This window comes from Pedococcus sp., assembly GCF_036000045.1.
In the GTDB taxonomy this organism is placed as follows: Bacteria; Actinomycetota; Actinomycetes; order Actinomycetales; family Dermatophilaceae; genus Pedococcus.
In genome coordinates this window covers 1-19281 of record NZ_DASYGF010000071.1, presented here as the reverse complement: position 1 = coordinate 19281, position 19281 = coordinate 1, and the positions used below count along the sequence as shown (strand labels likewise).

Annotated in this window: 23 protein-coding genes; 16 read left to right on the top strand and 7 right to left on the bottom strand. The window is 70.4% G+C overall.

All coding sequences use genetic code 11. The annotated features are described in order from the left end of the window. A partial coding sequence (locus VGN50_RS10900; RefSeq protein WP_327444794.1) for a carbohydrate binding domain-containing protein occupies positions 1-561 on the top strand: 561 nt, incomplete at its 5' end. Between the two features lie 34 nt (positions 562-595). On the opposite strand, the gene VGN50_RS10895 is transcribed toward VGN50_RS10900, so the two are convergent. From VGN50_RS10895 to VGN50_RS10885, 3 genes are read right to left on the bottom strand one after another with little or no spacing between them, the layout of a single operon-like run. Then, complete coding sequence (locus VGN50_RS10895; protein WP_327444793.1) at positions 596-1312, bottom strand: FadR/GntR family transcriptional regulator; 717 nt, start codon at positions 1310-1312, stop codon at positions 596-598. Beyond that, a complete protein-coding gene (locus VGN50_RS10890) occupies positions 1309-1911 on the bottom strand; it encodes a bifunctional 4-hydroxy-2-oxoglutarate aldolase/2-dehydro-3-deoxy-phosphogluconate aldolase (protein WP_327444791.1) in 603 nt (200 codons plus the stop codon). Before VGN50_RS10890 ends, VGN50_RS10895 begins: the two co-directional genes overlap by 4 nt. A gap of 28 nt (positions 1912-1939) precedes the next feature. Then, positions 1940-2884: a sugar kinase gene (locus VGN50_RS10885; protein WP_327444790.1), complete on the bottom strand. Its 945-nt coding sequence runs from the start codon at positions 2882-2884 to the stop codon at positions 1940-1942. 92 nt (positions 2885-2976) lie between these two features. Between VGN50_RS10885 and VGN50_RS10880 the strand changes: the two genes are divergently transcribed. The 5 genes from VGN50_RS10880 (at position 2977) to VGN50_RS10860 (ending at position 8217) form a co-directional block, all read left to right on the top strand. Then, positions 2977-3714, top strand: a complete 738-nt coding sequence (locus VGN50_RS10880) for an SDR family NAD(P)-dependent oxidoreductase (RefSeq protein ID WP_327444789.1) — start codon at positions 2977-2979, stop codon at positions 3712-3714. Further along, positions 3714-4859, top strand: a complete 1146-nt coding sequence (gene dgoD / locus VGN50_RS10875; RefSeq protein WP_327444788.1) for a galactonate dehydratase — start codon at positions 3714-3716, stop codon at positions 4857-4859. The genes VGN50_RS10880 and dgoD overlap by 1 nt, the downstream gene beginning before the upstream one ends. A 23-nt stretch (positions 4860-4882) precedes the next feature. Further along, positions 4883-5713, top strand: a complete 831-nt coding sequence (locus tag VGN50_RS10870) for an SMP-30/gluconolactonase/LRE family protein (RefSeq protein WP_327444787.1) — start codon at positions 4883-4885, stop codon at positions 5711-5713. Between the two features lie 190 nt (positions 5714-5903). Then, positions 5904-6605 (top strand): LppX_LprAFG lipoprotein, encoded by a 702-nt coding sequence (locus VGN50_RS10865; RefSeq protein WP_327444786.1) that lies wholly within the window; start codon positions 5904-5906, stop codon positions 6603-6605. 22 nt (positions 6606-6627) lie between these two features. Next, the gene (locus VGN50_RS10860; RefSeq protein ID WP_327444785.1) at positions 6628-8217 is read left to right on the top strand and encodes an MFS transporter; all 1590 of its coding nucleotides are present in this window, start codon (positions 6628-6630) and stop codon (positions 8215-8217) included. On the opposite strand, the gene VGN50_RS10855 is transcribed toward VGN50_RS10860, so the two are convergent. Beyond that, positions 8182-9042 carry an alpha/beta hydrolase gene (locus tag VGN50_RS10855; protein ID WP_327444784.1) on the bottom strand — a complete coding sequence of 287 codons (861 nt, stop codon included), beginning with the start codon at positions 9040-9042 and terminating at the stop codon, positions 8182-8184. The two genes, VGN50_RS10860 and VGN50_RS10855, sit on opposite strands and share 36 nt — an antisense overlap. A 2-nt stretch (positions 9043-9044) precedes the next feature. Continuing rightward, positions 9045-9830 carry an exodeoxyribonuclease III gene (locus VGN50_RS10850; protein ID WP_327444783.1) on the bottom strand — a complete coding sequence of 262 codons (786 nt, stop codon included), beginning with the start codon at positions 9828-9830 and terminating at the stop codon, positions 9045-9047. A gap of 36 nt (positions 9831-9866) precedes the next feature. On the opposite strand from VGN50_RS10850, the gene VGN50_RS10845 reads away from it, so the two are divergent. Beyond that, positions 9867-10634, top strand: coding sequence for an SDR family oxidoreductase (locus VGN50_RS10845; RefSeq protein ID WP_327444782.1), 768 nt, complete (start codon positions 9867-9869; stop codon positions 10632-10634). 62 nt (positions 10635-10696) lie between these two features. Beyond that, the gene (pyrE, locus tag VGN50_RS10840; protein ID WP_327444781.1) at positions 10697-11251 is read left to right on the top strand and encodes an orotate phosphoribosyltransferase; all 555 of its coding nucleotides are present in this window, start codon (positions 10697-10699) and stop codon (positions 11249-11251) included. Positions 11252-11279: 28 nt separating this feature from the next. Here the strand turns inward: pyrE and VGN50_RS10835 are convergent, their stop codons facing one another. Next, on the bottom strand, positions 11280-12137 hold the full coding sequence (locus VGN50_RS10835) for an SDR family oxidoreductase (RefSeq protein ID WP_327444780.1): 858 nt from the start codon (positions 12135-12137) through the stop codon (positions 11280-11282). 92 nt (positions 12138-12229) lie between these two features. Between VGN50_RS10835 and VGN50_RS10830 the strand changes: the two genes are divergently transcribed. Genes VGN50_RS10830 through VGN50_RS10820 form a run of 3 tightly spaced genes read left to right on the top strand, consistent with a single transcriptional unit; the run spans position 12230 to position 14484 of the window. After that, positions 12230-12790 (top strand): LemA family protein, encoded by a 561-nt coding sequence (locus VGN50_RS10830; protein ID WP_327444779.1) that lies wholly within the window; start codon positions 12230-12232, stop codon positions 12788-12790. A gap of 27 nt (positions 12791-12817) precedes the next feature. Beyond that, positions 12818-13690, top strand: a complete 873-nt coding sequence (locus VGN50_RS10825) for an ABC transporter ATP-binding protein (RefSeq protein WP_327444796.1) — start codon at positions 12818-12820, stop codon at positions 13688-13690. Next, positions 13687-14484, top strand: coding sequence for an ABC transporter permease (locus VGN50_RS10820; protein WP_327444778.1), 798 nt, complete (start codon positions 13687-13689; stop codon positions 14482-14484). Before VGN50_RS10825 ends, VGN50_RS10820 begins: the two co-directional genes overlap by 4 nt. Positions 14485-14569: 85 nt before the next feature. Here VGN50_RS10820 and VGN50_RS10815 read toward each other — a convergent pair whose 3' ends face one another. Beyond that, the gene (locus VGN50_RS10815; protein WP_327444795.1) at positions 14570-15244 is read right to left on the bottom strand and encodes a DedA family protein; all 675 of its coding nucleotides are present in this window, start codon (positions 15242-15244) and stop codon (positions 14570-14572) included. A 73-nt stretch (positions 15245-15317) separates the two neighbouring features. On the opposite strand from VGN50_RS10815, the gene VGN50_RS10810 reads away from it, so the two are divergent. The 5 genes from VGN50_RS10810 to VGN50_RS10790 form a co-directional block, all read left to right on the top strand. Further along, entirely contained in the window at positions 15318-15953 is a 636-nt protein-coding gene (locus VGN50_RS10810) for a TrmH family RNA methyltransferase (RefSeq protein ID WP_327444777.1), read from the top strand. Next, the gene (locus tag VGN50_RS10805) at positions 15950-16744 is read left to right on the top strand and encodes a hypothetical protein (RefSeq protein ID WP_327444776.1); all 795 of its coding nucleotides are present in this window, start codon (positions 15950-15952) and stop codon (positions 16742-16744) included. Before VGN50_RS10810 ends, VGN50_RS10805 begins: the two co-directional genes overlap by 4 nt. Before the next feature lie 218 nt (positions 16745-16962). Then, the gene (gene fbaA / locus VGN50_RS10800; RefSeq protein WP_327444775.1) at positions 16963-17988 is read left to right on the top strand and encodes a class II fructose-bisphosphate aldolase; all 1026 of its coding nucleotides are present in this window, start codon (positions 16963-16965) and stop codon (positions 17986-17988) included. Next, complete coding sequence (locus VGN50_RS10795) at positions 17985-18389, top strand: DUF3151 domain-containing protein (protein ID WP_327444773.1); 405 nt, start codon at positions 17985-17987, stop codon at positions 18387-18389. Before fbaA ends, VGN50_RS10795 begins: the two co-directional genes overlap by 4 nt. A 55-nt stretch (positions 18390-18444) precedes the next feature. Continuing rightward, positions 18445-19281 (top strand): adenylosuccinate synthetase (locus VGN50_RS10790; RefSeq protein ID WP_327444772.1); only part of this gene is annotated, 837 nt, incomplete at its 3' end.

Here is a 19281-nt window from a genome sequence, read left to right as displayed (position 1 = left end):
AACGGTGAGGTCTGGACGCCGGTAGCGTCGCCGACCTATGCAAGGGGATCGGTCACGTTCACGACGGGCCCGACGGCGACGAGTGCGACCGTGTACTGCTACAAGCCCAGTGGCAATGCTCTGGGCTACTGCGACGACCTGGCTGTCGCTGAGTGGACCCCGTTGGTCTCCAACGGCGGCTTCGAGTCTGGCGATCTGGGCATGTGGTCGACGTGGGGAGGGGCGCAGGTCGTGGCAGGGAATGCGCGGACAGGGAGCTACGCCCTGCAGGTAGGGCCGGGCCAGTCGTCGGCGGAGCAGGTGGTGCCGGTACAGCCCAACACGACCTACACGGTGTCTGGGTGGGCTCGTTCGGTGGATCCGTCCGAGCCGATCAGGATCGGGGTCAAGGACTTCGGTGGTGCCGGTGAGGTCTGGGCTCCGGTGGCGTCGTCGACCTATGCGATGGGATCGGTCTCGTTCACGACGGGCCCGACGGCGACGAGTGCGACCGTGTACTGCTACAAGCCCAGTGGCAATGCTCTGGGCTACTGCGACGACCTCGCAGTCAGCTCGCCGTGAGAGCACGGCTCGGGTCCTGGGTCGATCGGCGCACTCAGGACCCGAGCCGGTCGAGCGCCTCGGACCGGGACTGGTCGACGATGGTACGGACGGCCCGCTCAGCGCGATCGTGATCCCGGTCGGCGATGGCGCGAGCAACCTCGAGATGGGCGTCGAGGGTGTCCCGGTGGATGTGTTGTGGCAGGGTCTTGAGGTCCGCGCGGGCCTCAAGCGTCGCGGCGAACGACCCGGCGAGCTGGTCGAAGACGAGGTTGTGCGAGGCGGACAAGAGTAGTGCGTGAAAGCGCATGTCGGCAGCGGTGAAGGCCTCGAGGTCACCTGCGGTGCCACTGCGGCGCAGCTCGTCCGCGCAAGCCAGCAGGGCGTCGACCTCCTCCGGGGTGGCGAGGTCGCAGCAGGAGCGCGCCGCCGCGGCCTCCACCGCTCGGCGCAGGTCCATGAGCTCGCCGAACTGGCGTGCACGGTCGGGACCGCGCACCCGCCAGCGGATCACGTCCCGATCGAGGAGGTCCCAGTGGGTGTGGTCGAGGACCCTGGTCCCAGTCTTCGGCCAGGGTTGCACGAGGCCCTTCGACTCCAGCACACGGATCCCCTCTCGCAGGACCGTCCGGGAGACGCCCATGCGCTCACCGAGCAGTGCGGCCGTGATCACGGTGCCAGGGGCCAGTGCGCCCGAGACGATCTGGGCTCCCAGCTCGTCGACCACCGCCTGGTGCAGACCGCGACCACGTTCGGGCGAGTGCTCACTCATCCCGACGACCGTACCGCCGCAATCGACCCGAGCAGTGAATCCACGACAGTCCGGGTGTCGCCGACCGACGTGAGCGAGGAGCCGACGCCAACCGCGGCGGCGCCTGCCTGGATCCAAGCGGGCGCCGACGATGGCGAGACGCCGCCCGTCGGAACGCACACCAGCTCAGGCATCGCCTCGAGAAGCCCGGCTAGAGCTTCAGGCGACCACAGGTGCGCTGGAAAGATCTTTACCGCGTGGGCCCCAAGTCGCATGGCATTGAGCATCTCAGTCGGAGTCAGGCAGCCCGGGATGCAGGCGACGTCGTTCTCGACGGCAACCTGGAGCACCTCGCCGTCGAACGCCGGCGTGACCACCACCTGCGCGCCGGCCTCGATGACCTGTGTGGCCTGGCGGGAGTTGAGCACGGTGCCTGCGCCCACGATGCCGACCTGCCGCGCAGCTGCCGCGCGGATGACCTCGAGCGCGCCCGGCGTGGTCAGGGAGATCTCGAGCACCGGTAGCCCGGCGTCCTGGAGTCGTGTGGCCTTCTCCCGAGCGGTATCGGGATCGCCCGCCCGCACGATCCCGACAACGCCGCTGCGGCGTATGCGGCTCATGACGTCATTCGCAGTCATAGTGCCCTCCTCATCTCGCCACGTCGGCGTGCTCGTCAAGAACCCGCTGCAAGGTCGCGCCATCGGGCAGACCGTCGACGTCACCGGGCACGGAGATTGCACAGGCTGCGGTCACCGCCGCTCGGCGAAGTCGCTCTGGCGGAGCTTCGCCGCGCAGATAGCCCGACAGCCAGCCAGCAGCGAACGCATCACCCGCTCCGACAGGGTCGGCAAGGACCGTGCCCAGCGCCGGTTGCTGGTGGCGGCCCTGGGGACCGACCTCGCGCGCGCCCCGAGCCCCGTCCTTGACCACGACGATACGAGCGCCGCGATCGAGGAACCACGCGGCGGGATCCTCGTCAGTGACGACGGCGGCGTCGTCTGCACCGGTAAGCACGATGTCGGCCAGCCTGGAGAGCCGCTCCAGAATCACCGCCCATCGTTCAGGGGAGGCCAGCCGGAGCCGGACGTTCGGATCGAGGCAGACGGGGACGGCGGCAGCCCGCGCGATCCCGGCGGCGTGCACGATGGTCTCGAAGCCGCTTGGCGACAGAGCGGCCGTGATTCCGGTGATATGCAGGAGCCGAGCGCCACCGATCTTCGCCGGGTCGAGCGCGTCGGGGGTCAGTCCGCTCGCTGCGCTACCGACACGGTGGTACTCAACCGTGACCGGGTGCACGACAGAGGCATCGCGCAGGAGGATTCCGGTGGGCCGGACGGGGTCCGCGGCGGCGGAAACCTCCACCCCTTCCGCGCGCAGCTCACGCCTGATCCGGGCTCCAAAGCTGTCCTGGCCCAGGCGGGTGGTCAGGTGGACGCGGTGCCCGAGTCGGGCCAGTCCCACGGCGACCGTCGACTCGGCGCCGGCATACGAGGCGCGCAGCCTGGCGGCCCGGTCCAGCGTCTGGCCGGGAGGCGCGAGGAGGAGCCCCATGACCTCGCCCACGGTGGCGAGGTCGAGAGTCGCTTCGTTCATCGGAGTTCTTCCTCTTCGGGGGGTCTTGACCGGTCGGCGTCGCTGATGCGATGATCAACAATCATATTGTAATACTTTATGAAGGGGAAGGTATGGGCGGGCGAGCTCTACTCGATGGTGAGGTCGTGGTCGTCACTGGGGGAGCGCAGGGCATCGGCGCCGCGATCGCCCGCACCGCGCTGCGCGCGGGCGCTCGGGTCGGGGTCATCGATCTCGCCGTGGTCGACGAGCCGGGCGTCGCGGCCGCGGTGGGTGATGTCGCCGACCCGGCGTCGGTTCGGAGGGCCCTGGCCCAACTCGCCACGCAGGTCGGGGCGCCGACAGTTCTGGTCAACAACGCCGGCAGAAACGCCTCCTACAACCCAGTTTCCATGACCGAGGGCGACTGGGACGGGCTGTTCGCCGTCGACCTCAAGGCGGCTTGGCTCTGCGCCCGTGAGGTGCTGCCGGCGATGGTCACCGCCCGATCGGGTGCAATCGTGAACCTCGCCTCGCTGCACGCCCGACTTACGGCGCAGGGGATGTTCCCTTACGCAGCAGCGAAGGCGGGACTGGTAGGCCTGACCCGCAGCCTGGCGCTGGAGGTCGCGCCGTATGGGATCAGGGTCAACAGTGTGAGCCCTGGCTACATCCGGACCCCGCAGGTCGAGGATCAGTTCACTGCGCGGACTGGCTTCGAGGCCGAGGTGATGTCCGCTCAGCCGCTTGGCCGGATCGGAACGCCCGACGAGGTGGCCTCGGTGGTGTGCTTCCTCGCATCCGAAGCGGCGTCCTATGTCACCGGCGCGGACTGGTCGGTCGACGGCGGCCTCGGGGTGAGGTACGCCTGATGAGGATCACAAAGGTGGAGACTTTCCAGGTCGCCCCGCGCTGGTTGTTCTGCAAGGTCAGCACTGACGAGGGCATCAGCGGCTGGGGCGAGCCGGTCGTCGAGGGTCGGGCAACCGTTGTGCGTACGGCGGTGCACGAGCTCGCCCAGTTCCTCGTCGGGGAGAACCCGTTGCGGATCGAGGATCATTGGCAGCTGATGACCAAAGGCGGCTTCTACCGAGGGGGGCCGGAGATGTCGAGCGCCGTGTCGGGCTTGGACCAGGCGCTATGGGACATCGCCGGAAAGGTCCGCGAGGCGCCTGTTCACGAGTTGCTCGGCGGCCCGGTGCGCGACCGCCTCCGTGTCTACGGTTGGGTGGGCGGAGACAGCCCGGAAGAGGTCGCCGACCAAATCGAGGCCCAGGTCCACGCAGGTCTGACGGCAGTGAAGATGAACCTGTGCGGCCCGATGGCACCGATCGCTACGGCAGCAGAGACTCGTGCCGCGGTGCGGCGGGCCGAGGTCGCGCGGGAGGTGCTCGGCCCGGACCGCGACTTCGCGTTGGACTTCCACGGAAGGGTGTCGAAGGCGAACGTCCGGCGGCTGTTGCCGCTGCTCGAGCCCGCAGCGCCACTGTTCGTCGAGGAGGTTCTTGTCCCGGAGCTGGACCACGTGCTCGGCGAGCTAGTAGCGCTGTCGCGCATCCCGGTTGCGACCGGCGAACGACTCTTCTCGCGGGCGCAATTCCTGCCTGTCCTCCAAGCGGGGGTCAGTGTGGTGCAGCCAGATCTGTCCCATGCGGGCGGCATCTCCGAGGTGCGTCGGATCGCAGCGCTGGCCGAAACGTACGGGGCGTCGCTCGCTCCACACTGCCCACTCGGCCCGATCGCTCTGGCGGCGTGCGTGCAAGTGGACTTCGCGACTCCCAACGTGCTGATCCAGGAACAGAGCCTTGGCATCCACTACAACGACGGGGCCGACTTGCTCGACTATCTCGTCGATCCCGCCGTCTTCACGATCGTCGATGGGCACCTGGAACGGCCCACCGCGCCTGGGCTAGGAATCGCGGTCGACGAGAACGCGGTACGGCGTGCAGACGAGATCGGGCATAGCTGGCGGTCGCCGACCTGGCGGCTCGCCGACGGCACCTGGGCGGAGTGGTGATACGCGCCGAGCAGGTGACAGGGGTGATCACCCACCACGGCGAAGGCCCGGCGTGGGATGCGGACGCCGGTGTCCTGCGGTTGGTCGACATGCTCGCCGGCGATGTGGTGACGCTCGATGTCCCGGTTCGGCGCCAGCACGTGGGCGACGTAGCCGCCGCATGGCGGCCGTGTCGCGACGGCGGTCTGGTCGTCGCCGTGGAGCGCGGGTTCGTGCTTGTCGACTCTGACGGAGCCGTAGGCCCCCTGATCCCGGCGTTCGCGGATGTCCGGCTTCGGATGAACGACGGCGCGTGCGACCCGCGAGGACGGTTCTACTGCGGCTCGATGGCCTACGACGCGCGTCTGGGCGCTGGCACCGTATACCGGCTCGATACGGACCTGACGGTCCACCCGGTTCTGAACGGGGTGACCATCTCCAACGGGATGGCCTGGTCGCTGGATGGCCATCAGGTGTTCTACGTCGACAGCGCGACGCGAAGGATCGACGCGTTCGGCTTCGACGCGGAGGGTGGGCGCTTTCTCGAACGGCGCCCGCTTGTCACCCTCGACCACCTCGCGGCCGAGCCCGATGGACTGACGATCGACTCGGAGGGGGCGCTCTGGGTGGCTCTGTGGGGCGGCAGTGCCGTGCACCGATACTCCCCGGTTGGCGAGCTCCTCGAGGTGGTGGAGGTCGGCGCCCGCCAGGTGAGCGCCTGCGCGTTCGGGGGCGCCGACCTCGATGTTCTCTACGTCACGACCTCCCGTCAGGGACTCGCCGATCACGAGGACCCTGCTGCGGGCGCAGTGTTCGCTGTCCGCCCGGGCGTCCGAGGAGCTCCGTCGAATCAGTTCGCCGGGCGAGCCGGCTGACCGCCTCGGGGAGGGTCCAGCCGGCGCCGACCCAGCCGCTGGCGTTGAGGTTGATGCCGTCGAGGTTGATGCCGTCGAGGGGCCCAAGGAGCGGTTCGCAGGACAGGAACAGGACCGGTGGCTCAGGGTGCGCCCGCGGGGTACGGCTCGCCTTCCCTGACGGCGCGTCCGCGGCTACTACGGTGGGCGCATGTCTCGTGCCACGGCCCTCCGGCAGCTAGCCGTCGCCGGCGCGCTCGCACTGACGCTCGCGGGGTGCTCTGGCGCGACGAAGGCGCCGGCGGCGAAGAAGCCCCCGGCGGCACAGCTCGCCACCGCGCGCATCGGTCTGGAGAAGAGCCCGGCCGTCGCGCTCACCCTGTCGGCCTCCGGGCTCCCCGCCTCGGCGTCGGGCGTCTCGGGCGGCACCGGCACGGGCCTGTTCTCGCCCCCGTCCTTCAAGGGAACGCTCAACGCCTCGGTCGCAGGGGTCACCGGCACGGTCGCCGTCATCGCGGTCGACCAGGACGTCTTCATGAAGTTCTTCACGCCGGGCTACGTCAAGGTCGACCCCAAGACCTACGGCGCTCCCAACCCAGCCCAGCTCTTCAACCGGCAGACCGGCATCACGAGCCTCCTGCCGCTCACCACCCACCTCGCCCAGGGGCCGACGGTGCGCTCGGGCTCCGACGTCCTCCACACGATCACCGGCCAGCTCCCGGGTGCGGCCGTCGCCGACCTGCTCGTGGTCGGTGACCGCTCGGGGACGTTCGACGTGACCTACGGGCTGACGGACCCCGGTGGTGAGCTCCGCAGCATCGTCCTCAAGGGCCCCTTCTACGCCGGGTCCATCTCGACGTACACCGTCGGCCTCAAGACCCTGGCCCAGCCCGTTGCCATCAGCCGCCCCTAGGGCACTGCTGGCCACCGCGTCGGTGGCCGTCGCCCTGGCCGCGGCCGACACCTACGTCGTCGTGCTCGCGCTCACCGACATGATGACCGGCGTCGGCCTCAGCGTCGACGCGCTCCAGAAGGCGACGCCCATCGTCTCCGGCTTCCTGCTGGGCTACGTCGCAGTGCTCCCACTGATCGGCCGGATCGCCGATCTCGTGGCCCGTCAACGCGTGCTGGTCGCCTGCCTGGCCATGTTCGTGGTCGGCTCGGCGGTCACCGCCCTCGCCGTGGAGCTGCCGGTGCTGGTCACCGGCCGGGTGCTTCAGGGCGTGGGCGGTGGCGGCCTGGTGCCCGCGACCCTCGCCCTGGTGGCGGACCTCTGGCCACCCGGACGCAGGGGTATGCCGCTCGGTGTGGTGGGCGCGGTGCAGGAGCTCGGCAGCGTGCTGGGCCCGGTGTTCGGGGCGGCGGTGCTGGCCGTGTCTGGGTGGCGGACCATCTTCTGGCTCAACGCCGTCGCCGGCCTGGTGCTCGCGGCGGTGGTGACCGTTCTGGGCGGGCGCCGGCTCGCGCGACCACGCGGCATACCTCTGGTGGTCGGTGCCTTGGCCCTGGTGACGGGTGCACTCGCCCTCGACGCCCCGGACCGACTGGCCACCGACGTAACCCTGGGCGTCCCGTTCGTGCCGTTCGGCAGCTCCACCAGCCGCCTCACCACGCCGATCGGCGTGGTGGCGCTGGTGCTGCTCGTGCTCTGGCTCGCGGTCACGGTGCCACGCGCCTGGTCCCTGCTGCGACGGGCGGACCTGCCCGGCGCGCTGCTCCTGGGCGGGGCGCTGGGATGCGTGGTCCTGACCTTCGCGGCGAGCGACCCCCAGCGACAGGTTGTCGGAGCGGCGGGATGGCTGCTCCTGCCCCTGGCTGCGGTCGCGCTCGCGGGCTATCTGTGGAGGCACCGGACGGCCGCCTCACCCCTGGTCGCCAGAGGGGTCGTCCGCAGCCGCGCCGGGGTCGCCCTGGTCGTGAGCGCACTCGCCGGCGTCGTGCTGGTCGCCGTCGTCGTCGACGTGCCGGTGCTCGCGCGGCTCACGTACACCTCCAGCGAGACGGTCGCCGCTTTCGTGCTGGTGCGCTTCCTGGTCGCCGTGCCGCTCGGCGCCCTGCTCGGGGGCTGGTCGCTGCGGCGGCTGGGGGACGGGCTGGTCGCCCTGACCGGGCTGGGCGTCGCGGGCGCGGGGCTGCTCCTCATGAGCCGCTGGGGTGAGGGAACGCTCGCCGCGCCCAGCGCGACAGCCGTCCTGTTGGCCGTGGGTCTGGGCGTGGGGCTGGCCGTCGCTCCCGTCAACAACGCCGCGCTGGCCGCGGCGCCCATCGGTGCCCAGGGGACCGCGAGCGCGCTGGTCGTGATGTGCCGAATGGTCGGCATGGTCGTGGGGTTGTCGCTGCTGACGGCCATCGGGCTGCACCGCTACTACGCCACGGTCGCCGCGCTGCCGGACCAGGGCGACACCCACGCCCTGGTGTCGGCCGGTGTGGTGCAGGTGCAGACGGTGTTCGCCGGCGCGGCGGTGGCGGCCCTGCTGGGTGCGGCCGCCTCAGCGGGCCTCGGCCTGCGCCGCCTCGACGACTGAACACAGGGCCGAGACCACCTCGTCGGTGGCTTCGTAGCCGAGCATGTGACCGCAGCCCTCCAACACCCGCAGCTCGGCGTGGGGCACGAGCTCCGCGAGGCGCTCGGCATGGCGCTGCGGGGTCAGCCTGTCGCGGTCGCCGACGAGCACCACGGTCGGCACGCCCTCCAGCTGGGCCAGGGCCTCGGCCTCGTCGTGCTCGCTCAGCGCGCTGTAGAACCGGCCCATGGTGGGTAGGGCCGTGCTGGCCACCTGGTCGCGCGTCAGGCGCACGTGCTCGGGGTCGGGGTGCGCACCGAACAGCAGGTGCCGCTGGCTCCGTGTGGTCACCAGCCGCCCGGCCGCCACTCGGGGCATCCGTGAGGCGAGCCACATGGCCCGGGCCTCGAGCGACCGCAGCCCGGTGCGCCGGAGGTCGCCGGCGGAGGTCGACACCAACACGACGCCCACGACGCGGGAGGCGAACTCCTCGGGGTGCAGCCCGGCATACGCCATCACGGTCATGCCACCCATCGAGTGGCCGCCGAGCACGACCGGCCCGCTCGGGGCCACGACGTCGAGGACGGCGGCGAGGTCGTCGCCCAGTCCACGCACGGTGGGCCGTCCCCTGAGCGGTCCCGAGCCGCCATGGCCGCGCTGGTCGTAGGCGACGACCCGCAGGCCGCGCTCGACCAGCTGCTCGATGACGGGCAGCCATGACGCCCGGGTCAGGGTCCAGCCATGCTCGAGGACGACGGTCGGCCCGTCGCCGGGTGGGTCGGCCGGCCACTCCTGCACCTGGAGCAGGGCGCCGTCGGGCGCGGCCACGGTGAACGTGCGGGACATGGTCAGTCCTCCAGCTCGACGACGACGGGAGCGTGGTCGGAGGCGCCCTGGCCCTTGCGCTCCTCGCGGTCGATCGCGGCTCCGGTCACGCGGGCGGCGAACGGCGGTGAGCCCAGGATGAAGTCAATCCGCATGCCGCGCCGCTTCTGGAACGCCAGACGCGTGTAGTCCCAGTACGTGTACGTGCCCGGCCCGGGGGTGTGCGGGCGCACCACGTCGACGAAGCCCGTGTCGAGGATGGCCTGGAAGGCCGCGCGCTCCTGAGGCGACACGTGGCTCTTGTCGAGGTAGTACTCCATCGACCAGACGTCCTCGTCCTGGGGCGCGATGTTCCAGTCGCCCATGATCGCGGCGGGCTGGCCGCTGGCCACCCACTGCTCGGCATGGTTGCGCAGCTCGGCGAGCCAGGACAGCTTGTAGGCCATGTGGGGGTCGCCGATGTGGCGCCCGTTGGGCACATAGACCGACGTGACCCGTATGCCGCCGCACGTCGCCGTCAGCGCGCGCGCCTCCACGACCGGCGGCTCGCCCCACGCGGGAGCCTGCGCGAACGACGCCTCGACGTCGCTCAGCCCCACCCGCGAGAGGATCGCCACGCCGTTCCAGTGGTTGAGCCCGTGGTGGGCGACCTCGTACCCAAGAGCCTTCAACCGGTCGAACGGGAACTGCGCATCCGTCGCCTTCGTCTCCTGGATCAACAGGACATCCACGTCGCTGCGCTGCAGCCAGGCCTCGACCCGGTCGATGCGAGAGCGGATGGAGTTGACGTTCCAGGTCGCGATACGCACCCGGCAAGCCTAAGGGGCCGCCCTACAGTGGGCTCCATGAGTACTGCCCTCGTCACCGGCGCCACGGCCGGCATCGGCCTGTCCTTCGCTCACCAGCTCGCCGAGCGGGGGCACGATCTGGTGCTGGTCGCCCGTGACCGGGCGAGGCTCGAGAACGTCTCCGACGAGCTGCAGGCCACCTATGGCGTCGACACGGAGATCCTCGTCGCGGACCTCAGCGACCGGGCCGAGACCGGCAAGGTCGCGGAGCGGCTCGGCGACCCGGCCCGGCCTGTAGACCTGCTGGTCAACAACGCTGGCTACTCGCTCAAGAAGCGCTTCCTCGACAACGACATCAGCCAGGAGGAGGCCGTCTTCGACGTGCTGTGCCGGGCTGTCCTCGTGCTGTCCCACGCCGCCGCCGGGGCGATGCGCCGGCGCGGCCACGGCGCGATCGTCAACGTGTCGTCGGTCGCCTCGTTCATCACCTCGGGCACCTACTCGGCCGAGAAGTCCTTCGTCACCGTCTTCACCGAGGGACTGTCGGCCGAGCTCGCGGGGAGCGGTGTCACGGCCACGGCGCTGTGCCCCGGGTTCACCCACACCGAGTTCCATGACCGCGCCGGCCTCAACATGTCGAGCCTGCCCGGCTTCATGTGGCTCGACGCCAAGCGGCTCGTCCGTGACTGCCTCGACGACGTCGCCAAGGGCAAGGTCGTCTCCGTCCCCGGGCCCCAGTACAAGGCCATCGTGGCCGCCCTGCGCGTCCTTCCCCGGTCGGTCGTGCGCAAGCGCGCGCGGACGGTCCACCGCCCCAAGGCCTGACGCGTATGCCGCGAGGTGACCTCGCGGCATACGGCACCGCCTGCTCGGTAGGCTGACGGACCGTGACCGACACCGCTGCCGCCCGTGCCCGCCTGCTCGAGATCGTCAAGGACAAGGCCATCGTGCACGGCCGGGTGACCCTGTCGTCGGGCCGCGAGGCCGACTACTACGTCGACCTGCGCCGGATCACCCTCGACGGCGAGGCGGCGCCGTTGGTGGGCATCGTGATGCGCGACCTGGTCAAGGACCTCGCCTTCGACGCCGTGGGCGGCCTCACCCTGGGCGCAGACCCGGTGGCCACGGCGATCCTGCACGCGAGCGCGGCCGCCGGTGAGCGCACCGACGCGTTCGTGGTGCGCAAGGCCGGCAAGGCCCACGGGCTCCAGCAGCGCATCGAGGGCCCGTCCATCGAGGGTCGCCGGGTGGTCATCGTCGAGGACACCTCGACCACGGGCGCGTCGCCGCTGGAGGCCGCCACCGCAGCCCGCGAGGCCGGTGCCGAGGTCGTCGCCGTCGCGACGATCGCCGACCGGGCCACGGGGGCCGCCGAGAAGTTCGCCGAGGCGGGTCTGGAGTACCGCTTCGTCTACGGCCTCGACGAGCTCGGCCTGGCCTGACCGCTCGCCTCGCAGCTCACCGGACCGATCAGAAGACGGGCTTGCCCCCCGTGACGCCGAGCACGGTCCCCGAGACGTAGCTGGCCTCGTCGGAGGCAAGGAACACGTAGGCCGCCGCCACCTCGGTCGGCTGCCCGGCCCGTCCGAGCGGGGTGTCGCTGCCGAACCCCTTGACCTTGTCCTCGTCGAACGTCGCCGGGATCAGCGGGGTCCAGATGGGTCCTGGCGCCACCGCGTTCACGCGGATCCCCTTGGGTCCGAGCATCGCCGCGAGGTTGACCATGTAGTTGTTCAGGGCGGCCTTGGTGGCGGCGTAGTCGAGCAGCGGCTCGGACGGCGAGAACGCCTGGATCGAGGTCGTGACCAGGATCGCGGACCCGGGCTTCAGCTGCGGCGCGACGGCCTGCACCAGCCAGAAGGTTGCGAACATGTTGGTCTGGAACGTCCGCTCGAGCTGGTCGTCCGGGAACGACTCGAGGTCGGGCTGCGCCATCTGGTATGCCGCGTTGCTCACCAGCACGTCGAGCCCGCCGAGCGCCTCGATCGCCTCCGCGGCGACGCGCTTGGCCGCCTCGGAGGAGCGGACGTCGGCCGGGATGAGGTGGCACGTGCGACCGGCTGCCTCGACCTGCGCTTTCGTCTCCTCGGCGTCCTCCTGCTCCTGCGGCAGGTAGGAGATGGCGAGGTCGGCGCCCTCCTTCGCGAAGGCGATCGCGACCGCGCGCCCGATGCCGGAGTCGCCGCCGGTGACCAGGGCCCGCTTGCCGGTCAGGCGGTCTCGGCCCACCCAGCTGGTCTCGCCATGGTCGGGGGTGGGGGTCATGTCGGCGGTCCGGCCGGGCCACTGCTGCGACTGTGCGGGGATGTCTGTCGTCGTCTCGTGCATGGCTGTCGGTTGCCCCTCCGACCGCACGGGCAAACGGGTGTCGGTGGTGCTCGACTACGATCGAACCGCACTCACAAGGACAGGGGAGTCCCATGGTCGCGTGGATCGTCATCGGCGTGGTGGTCGTGCTGCTGGTGCTGTGGGCGGTGGGGACCTACAACGGCCTGATCCGGCTGCGCAACCTCGTGCAGGAGGCCTGGCGGCAGATCGACGTCGAGCTCAAGCGGCGCCATGACCTGATCGGCAACCTGGTCGAGACGGTCAAGGGCTATGCCGCGCACGAGCGGGGCACGCTCGAGGACGTCATCAAGGCGCGGTCGGTCGCCATGGCGGGTGGCCAGAGCCCGGCGCAACAGGCCCAGAGCGAGGGGCTGCTCTCCGCCGCCCTCGGCCGCCTGCTCGCCGTCGCCGAGGCGTACCCCGACCTCAAGGCCAACCAAAGCTTCCTGTCCCTGCAGGGTGAGCTCACCTCGACCGAGGACCGCATCGCCGCGTCGCGCCGCTACTACAACGCCAACGTCCGCCAGCTCAACACCCGGGTCGAGACGGTGCCCTCCAACGTCGTGGCGGGGCTGTTCCATGTCGGGCGCGCCGAGTACTTCGAAACCGAGGGCGAGGAGCGCGAGCCGGTCAAGGTCGACTTCTCGCGCTAGGAGGGAGACGTGGACGCACCGGTCAGCATGAGGGGGCTGCGCAAGGCGTATGCCGGCCGCCCGGCGGTCGACGGGATCGACCTGCGGATCGAGGCCGGTGAGATCTTCGCCCTGCTGGGACCTAACGGGGCGGGCAAGACGACGACCGTCGAGATCCTCGAGGGGTTCCGGCGCCGTGACGCAGGAGACGTGAGCGTGCTGGGGCGGGACCCGGTCCGAGGCGGGCTGGAGTGGCGCAGCCGCATCGGCATCGTCCTGCAGACCTCCACGGGCCTCGACCTCATCACGCCCCGCGAGGCGCTGGCGAGTACCGCCAAGGTCTATCGCCGCCCCCGCGACGTCGACGAGGTCCTCGCCGCGGTCGGCCTGCTCGACAAGGCCGACGACCGGGTCGGCAAGCTCAGCGGTGGGCAGCGCCGGCGGCTCGACGTGGGTCTCGGGATCGTGGGCACTCCCGAGCTGCTGTTCCTGGACGAGCCGACGACGGGCTTCGACCCGCAGGCGAGGCGTGACTTCTGGGACCTGATCCGCAGTCTCGCCGACGGCGGCACCACGATGGTCCTGACGACCCACTACCTCGACGAGGCCGAGCACCTGGCGGACCGGGTCGGCGTGATCGCGGCGGGTCGGATGCTCGCGGTCGACACTCCGGCCAACCTGGGTGGGCGGGCCTCGTCCGAGGCGACGGTGACCTGGGAGGACCAGGCGGGCGGGCGGCATACCGAGCGGACCGGCACCCCCACCCAGCTGGTGGCCTCACTTGCTGAGCGGCTGGGGGGCGAGATCCCCAAGCTCACGGTCACCAGGCCGTCGCTCGAGGACACCTATCTGGCCCTCATCGCGCCCCACGCGCAGGTCGGGGCGGACTCGGCGCAGCCGCGCACGGACGTCGTCGCATGAACGCGCTCGCGATCGGCTGGGACCGCACCATCCTCGAGCTCAAGATGTACTTCCGCGAGAAGGAGGCCGTCTTCTTCTCGTTCGTCTTCCCCATCCTCATGCTGGCGATGTTCGCGACGATCTTCGGCGGCACCTTCGGGAGGACGTCCGAGGTCAACGCGGCGCGGTTCTTCCTGCCAGGGATGGCGGCGGCGGGCGTCATGCTCACCAGCTTCCAGTCGATGGCGCTCGGTGTGTCTGCCGAGCGGGACGACGGCACGCTCAAACGCCTGCGAGCCACCCCGATGCCGCCGCTGTCCTACTTCCTCGGCAAGGTCGGGCTGGTCGCGCTCACCTCGCTGGCGCAGTTCGCCCTGCTGGTCGCCCTGGCGGCACTCGCCTTCGGGGTGCGGCTGCCGTCCGACGGCGCGCACTGGCTGACCTTCGCATGGGTGTACCTGCTGGGCGTCGCGACGGGGACCGTCCTCGGGATCGCCTACTCGTCCCTGGCCTCGTCAGCGCGGTCGGCGGGTGCGATCGTGATCGCGCCGATGCTGATCCTGCAGTTCATCTCGGGGGTGTACTTCGCGTTCAGGGACCTGCCGGTGTGGCTCAAGCAGGTGGCCTCGGTCTTTCCGCTGAAGTGGATCGCCCAGGGCATGCGGTCGGTGTTCTATCCCGAGGACTGGCAGACCCAGGAGATGGCCCGCACCTGGGAGCCGGGGCGCACGGCCCTCGTCCTGGTCGCCTGGTGCCTGGTCGGCCTTGTGCTGTGCGCGAGGACCTTCCGCTGGACCAAGCGGGGCACGACCTGAGTGGTGTGACCCGGGCGAACGGTCCGCTCAGGGGCCGTACGCGCCCGTGCCTCAGGGGCGCTCAGGTGTCAGGGGCGCTCAGGTGTCAGGGGCGCTCGCCGACCTCCTCGGCGCGCTCGGCGGCGGTGGTCTCGACCGTGGGGCGGGCCCTCCGGGCGCGCAGGACCTCGACGACCATGGGGATGAGCGAGACCGCGACCACCGCGAGGATGGCCAGCTCCAAGTGGTCCTTGAGGGCGGGGAACGCGTGACCCAGGAAGTAGCCGAGCAGCGTGACCACCCAGACCCAGCTCACGGCGCCGACCGCGCTCCAGACGAAGAAGTGCCGCCGCTCCATCCGGCTGACCCCCGCGACCACGGTGATGAAGGTGCGCACCACCGGCACGAACCGGCCGATGACCAGGGCCTTGGCGCCGTGCTTCTCGAAGAAGGCGTGGCTCTCGTCGAAGTACTTGCGCTTGAGGATGCGGCCGTCGCGGTTGTAGAGCGGCCGGCCGACCGCGCGCCCGATCTCGTAGCCGATCACGTTGCCGGCGAACGCCGCCACACTCAGCAGCACCATCGCCAGGACGAGGTTCATGCTGAAGCTGCCCGTGCTGATGAACAGCCCGATCGCGAACAGCAGCGAGTCGCCGGGGAGCAGGGGAAACAGCAGCCCGCATTCCACGAAGACGATGGCGGCGCTGACCCAGAAGAACTGGTTGCCGAAGTGCGTCAGGAGCCACTGGGGGTCCATGTAGTTCGAGCTCGAGGAGTGCATCACGCGTCCAGCGTATGCCGTTCGGCTGTCGGTGCCCTGAGGAGCCACTGAGGCTGCACCTAGGCTGACCCCCGTGGAGGAGCAGGTGGGCGTGGGCCCGTGGCCGGGCCAATGGCCCCTCGGGGACCACTGGGATGCCGATCTGCTGCGCGACGGCGACCGGCGCAACGTGGTCGACTCCTACCGCTACTGGCGGCACGAGGCCATCGTGGCCGACCTGGACAGCAGGCGGCACGGCTTCCACGTCGCGGTCGAGAACTGGGGGCACGACTTCAACATCGGCTCGGTCATCCGCACCGCCAACGCCTTCAACGCCCAGGCCTTCCACATCGTGGGCAAGCGGCGCTGGAACCGTCGCGGGGCCATGGTGACCGACCGCTACCAGCACGAGCACCACCATCCAGAGGTCGGGGACCTCGTCGCGTGGGCGGCGCGCGCCGGGACGGACGGCACCGGCATACCCCTCATCGGGGTCGACAACCTGCCGGGCTCGCGTCCGCTCGAGACCTACGACCTCCCTCGCGAGTGCGTGCTCGTCTTCGGCCAGGAGGGGCCGGGGCTGTCGGCGCCGATGCGAGAGGCGTGCGAGGCGGTGCTGCACATCGAGCAGTTCGGTTCGACGCGGTCCATCAACGCGGGCGCAGCCGCCGCGGTCGCCATGCACGCCTGGGTGCGCAGGCATGTCTTCGGTCAGACGGTACCCAGGTGAGGAGTGACCCGCTCCTCGAGAGCTTCCACCGGCAGATCCGCCTGCCCGACCGCGACGCCGAGGCGGGGTTCGTCGTCGAGCGGGACGGCCTGGTGCACCGTCACTACCCACCGGACCCCGCGCAGCGTGGGGCGATGATCGAGAGCCCGGAGGGGCTGGGTGACGACCCGGATGCCGTGATCGCCGCGCAACGTGACTTCTTCGCCCGACGCGGGCAGCCAGTGGAGTGGAAGACGTACTCCTATGACCAGCCGGCCGACCTGGGCTCGCGGCTGACGGCGGCGGGCTTCGAGGGGCAGGAGGTCGAGGCGCTGGTGCTCGGCGACCTCCTGGTGTTGGCCGACCTCGACCAGTCGGTGCCCGAGGGGCTGCGGCTGCGGGCCATCGTGGCCTCGGATCTGCCGGCCGTGGCGGCCTTCAACGAGAGCGTCTGGGGCACGGACAAGTCATGGGTCACAGGCAAGCACTTCGAAGAGCTTGCCGCCGACCCAGCGCACGTGCAGGGGTGCCTGGTCGAGCGCGTGGACGACGGGCTCGTCGTCACGGCCAGCTGGGTGCGGCTCACCAGGGAGACCGACTTCTGCGGGCTGTGGGGCGGCTCGACACTGCCCGAGTTCCGCCGCCGTGGGCTCTATCGCGCAGGCGTCGGGTACCGCGCCCGCCTGGCCCTCGCCAGAGGTGCGCGCCACGTCAGGGTGGACGCCTCGCCGAACTCGCGGCCGATCCTCCAGCGGCTGGGCCTGCGCCAGGTCGCCACCACGACCCCCTACGTCCTCGACCCGGCCACGTGAGGCGGCCCGCGTCGGCTCCTCGGCCGCGCGCTGGCCAACGATCGTCGGAGAAGGGCTCGTGGGGTGCCCGGGCCAGCGGACCGCCGCCGACCACTCCTCCATCAGCGCATCCCTGAACCAACTGTCGCCGTGCCAGGGAAACGATACGGCTGTCGCCGGGGGCGACCGGCATGGAAGGATCGGCGGCGACGCCACGGACGAGTCGAAGGAGACTTCCCATGCCCATCGCCACCCCTGAGGTGTATGCCGACATGCTGGACCGCGCGAAGGCCGGGTCCTTCGCGTATCCCGCGATCAACGTGTCGTCCTCGCAGACGCTCAACGCCGCGATCCGCGGCTTCGCCGAGGCGGGCAGTGACGGCATCGTCCAGGTCTCCACCGGCGGAGCCGAGTACCTGTCCGGGCCGACCGTCAAGGACATGGTCTCGGGCTCCCTGGCGCTCGCCGCCTATGCCCACGAGGTCGCGAAGAAGTACGACGTCAACATCGCCCTGCACACCGACCACTGCCCCAAGGACAAGCTCGACGGCTTCGTCCGGCCGCTGCTGGCCGCCAGCACCGAGCGGGTCAAGGCCGGTGGCAACCCCTGGTTCCAGTCGCACATGTGGGACGGCTCGGCCGTGCCGCTCGACGAGAACCTCGAGATCGCGCGTGACCTCCTCGCGGCGTGCCAGGCGGCCCACGTCATCCTCGAGATCGAGGTAGGCGTCGTCGGCGGCGAGGAGGACGGCGTCGAGGGCAAGATCGACGAGAAGCTCTACTCCACGCCGCAGGACGCCATCGCCACGGCGCGAGCGCTCGGCACCGGCGAGCACGGCTACTACATGACCGCCCTGACCTTCGGCAACGTGCACGGCGTGTACAAGCCGGGCAACGTCAAGCTGCGCCCGGAGATCCTCAAGGCCGCCCAGGAGGCCGTCCACAAGGAGCTCGACACCGCCGACGACAAGCCGTTCCACCTCGTGTTCCACGGAGGCTCCGGCTCGGCTCCGGAGGAGATCGCGGCCGCGGTCGACTACGGCGTCGTCAAGATGAACATCGACACCGATACCCAGTACGCGTTCACCCGGCCCGTGGCGGGGTACATGTTCACCAACTACGACGGTGTCCTCAAGATCGACGGCGAGGTCGGCAACAAGAAGGCCTACGACCCTCGCGCCTGGGGCAAGGAGGCCGAGGCCGGCATGGCGGCCCGCGTGGTCGAGGCCTGCCAGAACCTGCGCAGCGCCGGGACGCACCAGTGAGCGAGAACCTCCTCGGCATCCCCGAGACCCGCCTCCCTGTGGACCCGGCCGCCGCCAAGCTGGAGGCCGGTGTGGCCGCTGACCAGGTGGCAGCGGCATACCCGACGTCGTCGGTGGCCTGGGCCACGCTGGCCGAGGACGCGCTCGCCGACGGTCGCACGGTCGAGGGCTACGCCTACGCGCGCACCGGCTACCACCGCGCCCTGGACTCGCTGCGCAAGAACGGCTGGCGCGGTCAGGGACCGGTTCCGTGGGAGCACGAGCCCAACCGCGGCTTCCTGCGGGCGCTGGCTGCCCTGGCCAAGGCGGCCGGGGCGATCGGCGAGGTCGACGAGGAGCAGCGCTGCGCCCAGTTCCTGCGCGACTCCTCCCCGACGGCCGCCCGCGAGCTCGGGTTCTAGGCGACCGGTAGCCTTCGGGGGTTCGGATCCCCAGGTTGAGGAGAGGTGCGGCGCTATGCCCGCAATCGTGCTCGTGGGCGCCCAGTGGGGCGACGAGGGCAAAGGCAAGGCCACCGACCTGATGGGTGGCGACGTCGACTACGTCGTCAAGTTCAACGGTGGCAACAATGCCGGTCACACGATCGTGATCGAGCAGGACGGCAAGCGCGAGAAGTACGCACTGCACCTGCTCCCCTCGGGCATCCTCACTCCGGGCTGCACGCCGGTCATCGGCAACGGCGTCGTGGTGGACCTCGCCGTGCTGTTCGAGGAGATCGACGGGCTCGAGGCACGAGGCGTGGACACCTCGGGTCTCCTGGTCAGTGCCAACGCCCACGTCATCGCGCCCTACAACCGAGTCCTCGACAAGGTCACCGAGCGGTTCCTGGGGTCGCGCAAGATCGGCACCACCGGGCGCGGCATCGGCCCCACGTACGCCGACAAGATGGCCCGCAACGGCATCCGCGTGCAGGACCTGTTCGACGAGAAGATCCTGCGCCAGAAGGTCGAGGCCGCGCTGGCGCTCAAGAACCAGGTCCTCGCCAAGATCTACAACCGGCGCGCGGTCGAGGTGGACGAGGTGATGGAGGAGCTGCTCGGATATGCCGAGCGCCTGCGTCCGATGGTCGCCGACACCTCCCTGGTGCTCGAGCGTGCCCTCAACGACGGCAAGACCGTGCTCCTGGAGGCCGGTCAGGCCACCCTGCTCGACGTCGACCACGGCACCTACCCCTTCGTCACCTCGTCGAACGCGACCGCAGGCGGCGCGTGTACCGGGTCCGGCATCCCGCCGACCAGGGTCTCGGTCGTCATCGCCATCCTCAAGGCGTACACCACCCGAGTCGGGGAGGGA

Bases quoted from the DNA above. Each gene is read 5' to 3' on its own strand.
- VGN50_RS10895 (WP_327444793.1), bottom strand. From the start codon at position 1,312: ATGAGTGAGCACTCGCCCGAACGTGGTCGCGGTCTGCACCAGGCGGTG.
- VGN50_RS10890 (WP_327444791.1), bottom strand. From the start codon at position 1,911: ATGAGCCGCATACGCCGCAGCGGCGTTGTCGGGATCGTGCGGGCGGGC.
- VGN50_RS10885 (WP_327444790.1), bottom strand. From the start codon at position 2,884: ATGAACGAAGCGACTCTCGACCTCGCCACCGTGGGCGAGGTCATGGGG.
- VGN50_RS10880 (WP_327444789.1), top strand. From the start codon at position 2,977: ATGGGCGGGCGAGCTCTACTCGATGGTGAGGTCGTGGTCGTCACTGGG.
- dgoD (WP_327444788.1), top strand. From the start codon at position 3,714: ATGAGGATCACAAAGGTGGAGACTTTCCAGGTCGCCCCGCGCTGGTTG.
- VGN50_RS10865 (WP_327444786.1), top strand. From the start codon at position 5,904: ATGTCTCGTGCCACGGCCCTCCGGCAGCTAGCCGTCGCCGGCGCGCTC.
- VGN50_RS10855 (WP_327444784.1), bottom strand. From the start codon at position 9,042: ATGTCCCGCACGTTCACCGTGGCCGCGCCCGACGGCGCCCTGCTCCAG.
- VGN50_RS10845 (WP_327444782.1), top strand. From the start codon at position 9,867: ATGAGTACTGCCCTCGTCACCGGCGCCACGGCCGGCATCGGCCTGTCC.
- VGN50_RS10835 (WP_327444780.1), bottom strand. From the start codon at position 12,137: ATGCACGAGACGACGACAGACATCCCCGCACAGTCGCAGCAGTGGCCC.
- VGN50_RS10830 (WP_327444779.1), top strand. From the start codon at position 12,230: ATGGTCGCGTGGATCGTCATCGGCGTGGTGGTCGTGCTGCTGGTGCTG.
- VGN50_RS10825 (WP_327444796.1), top strand. From the start codon at position 12,818: ATGAGGGGGCTGCGCAAGGCGTATGCCGGCCGCCCGGCGGTCGACGGG.
- VGN50_RS10820 (WP_327444778.1), top strand. From the start codon at position 13,687: ATGAACGCGCTCGCGATCGGCTGGGACCGCACCATCCTCGAGCTCAAG.
- VGN50_RS10815 (WP_327444795.1), bottom strand. From the start codon at position 15,244: ATGCACTCCTCGAGCTCGAACTACATGGACCCCCAGTGGCTCCTGACG.
- fbaA (WP_327444775.1), top strand. From the start codon at position 16,963: ATGCCCATCGCCACCCCTGAGGTGTATGCCGACATGCTGGACCGCGCG.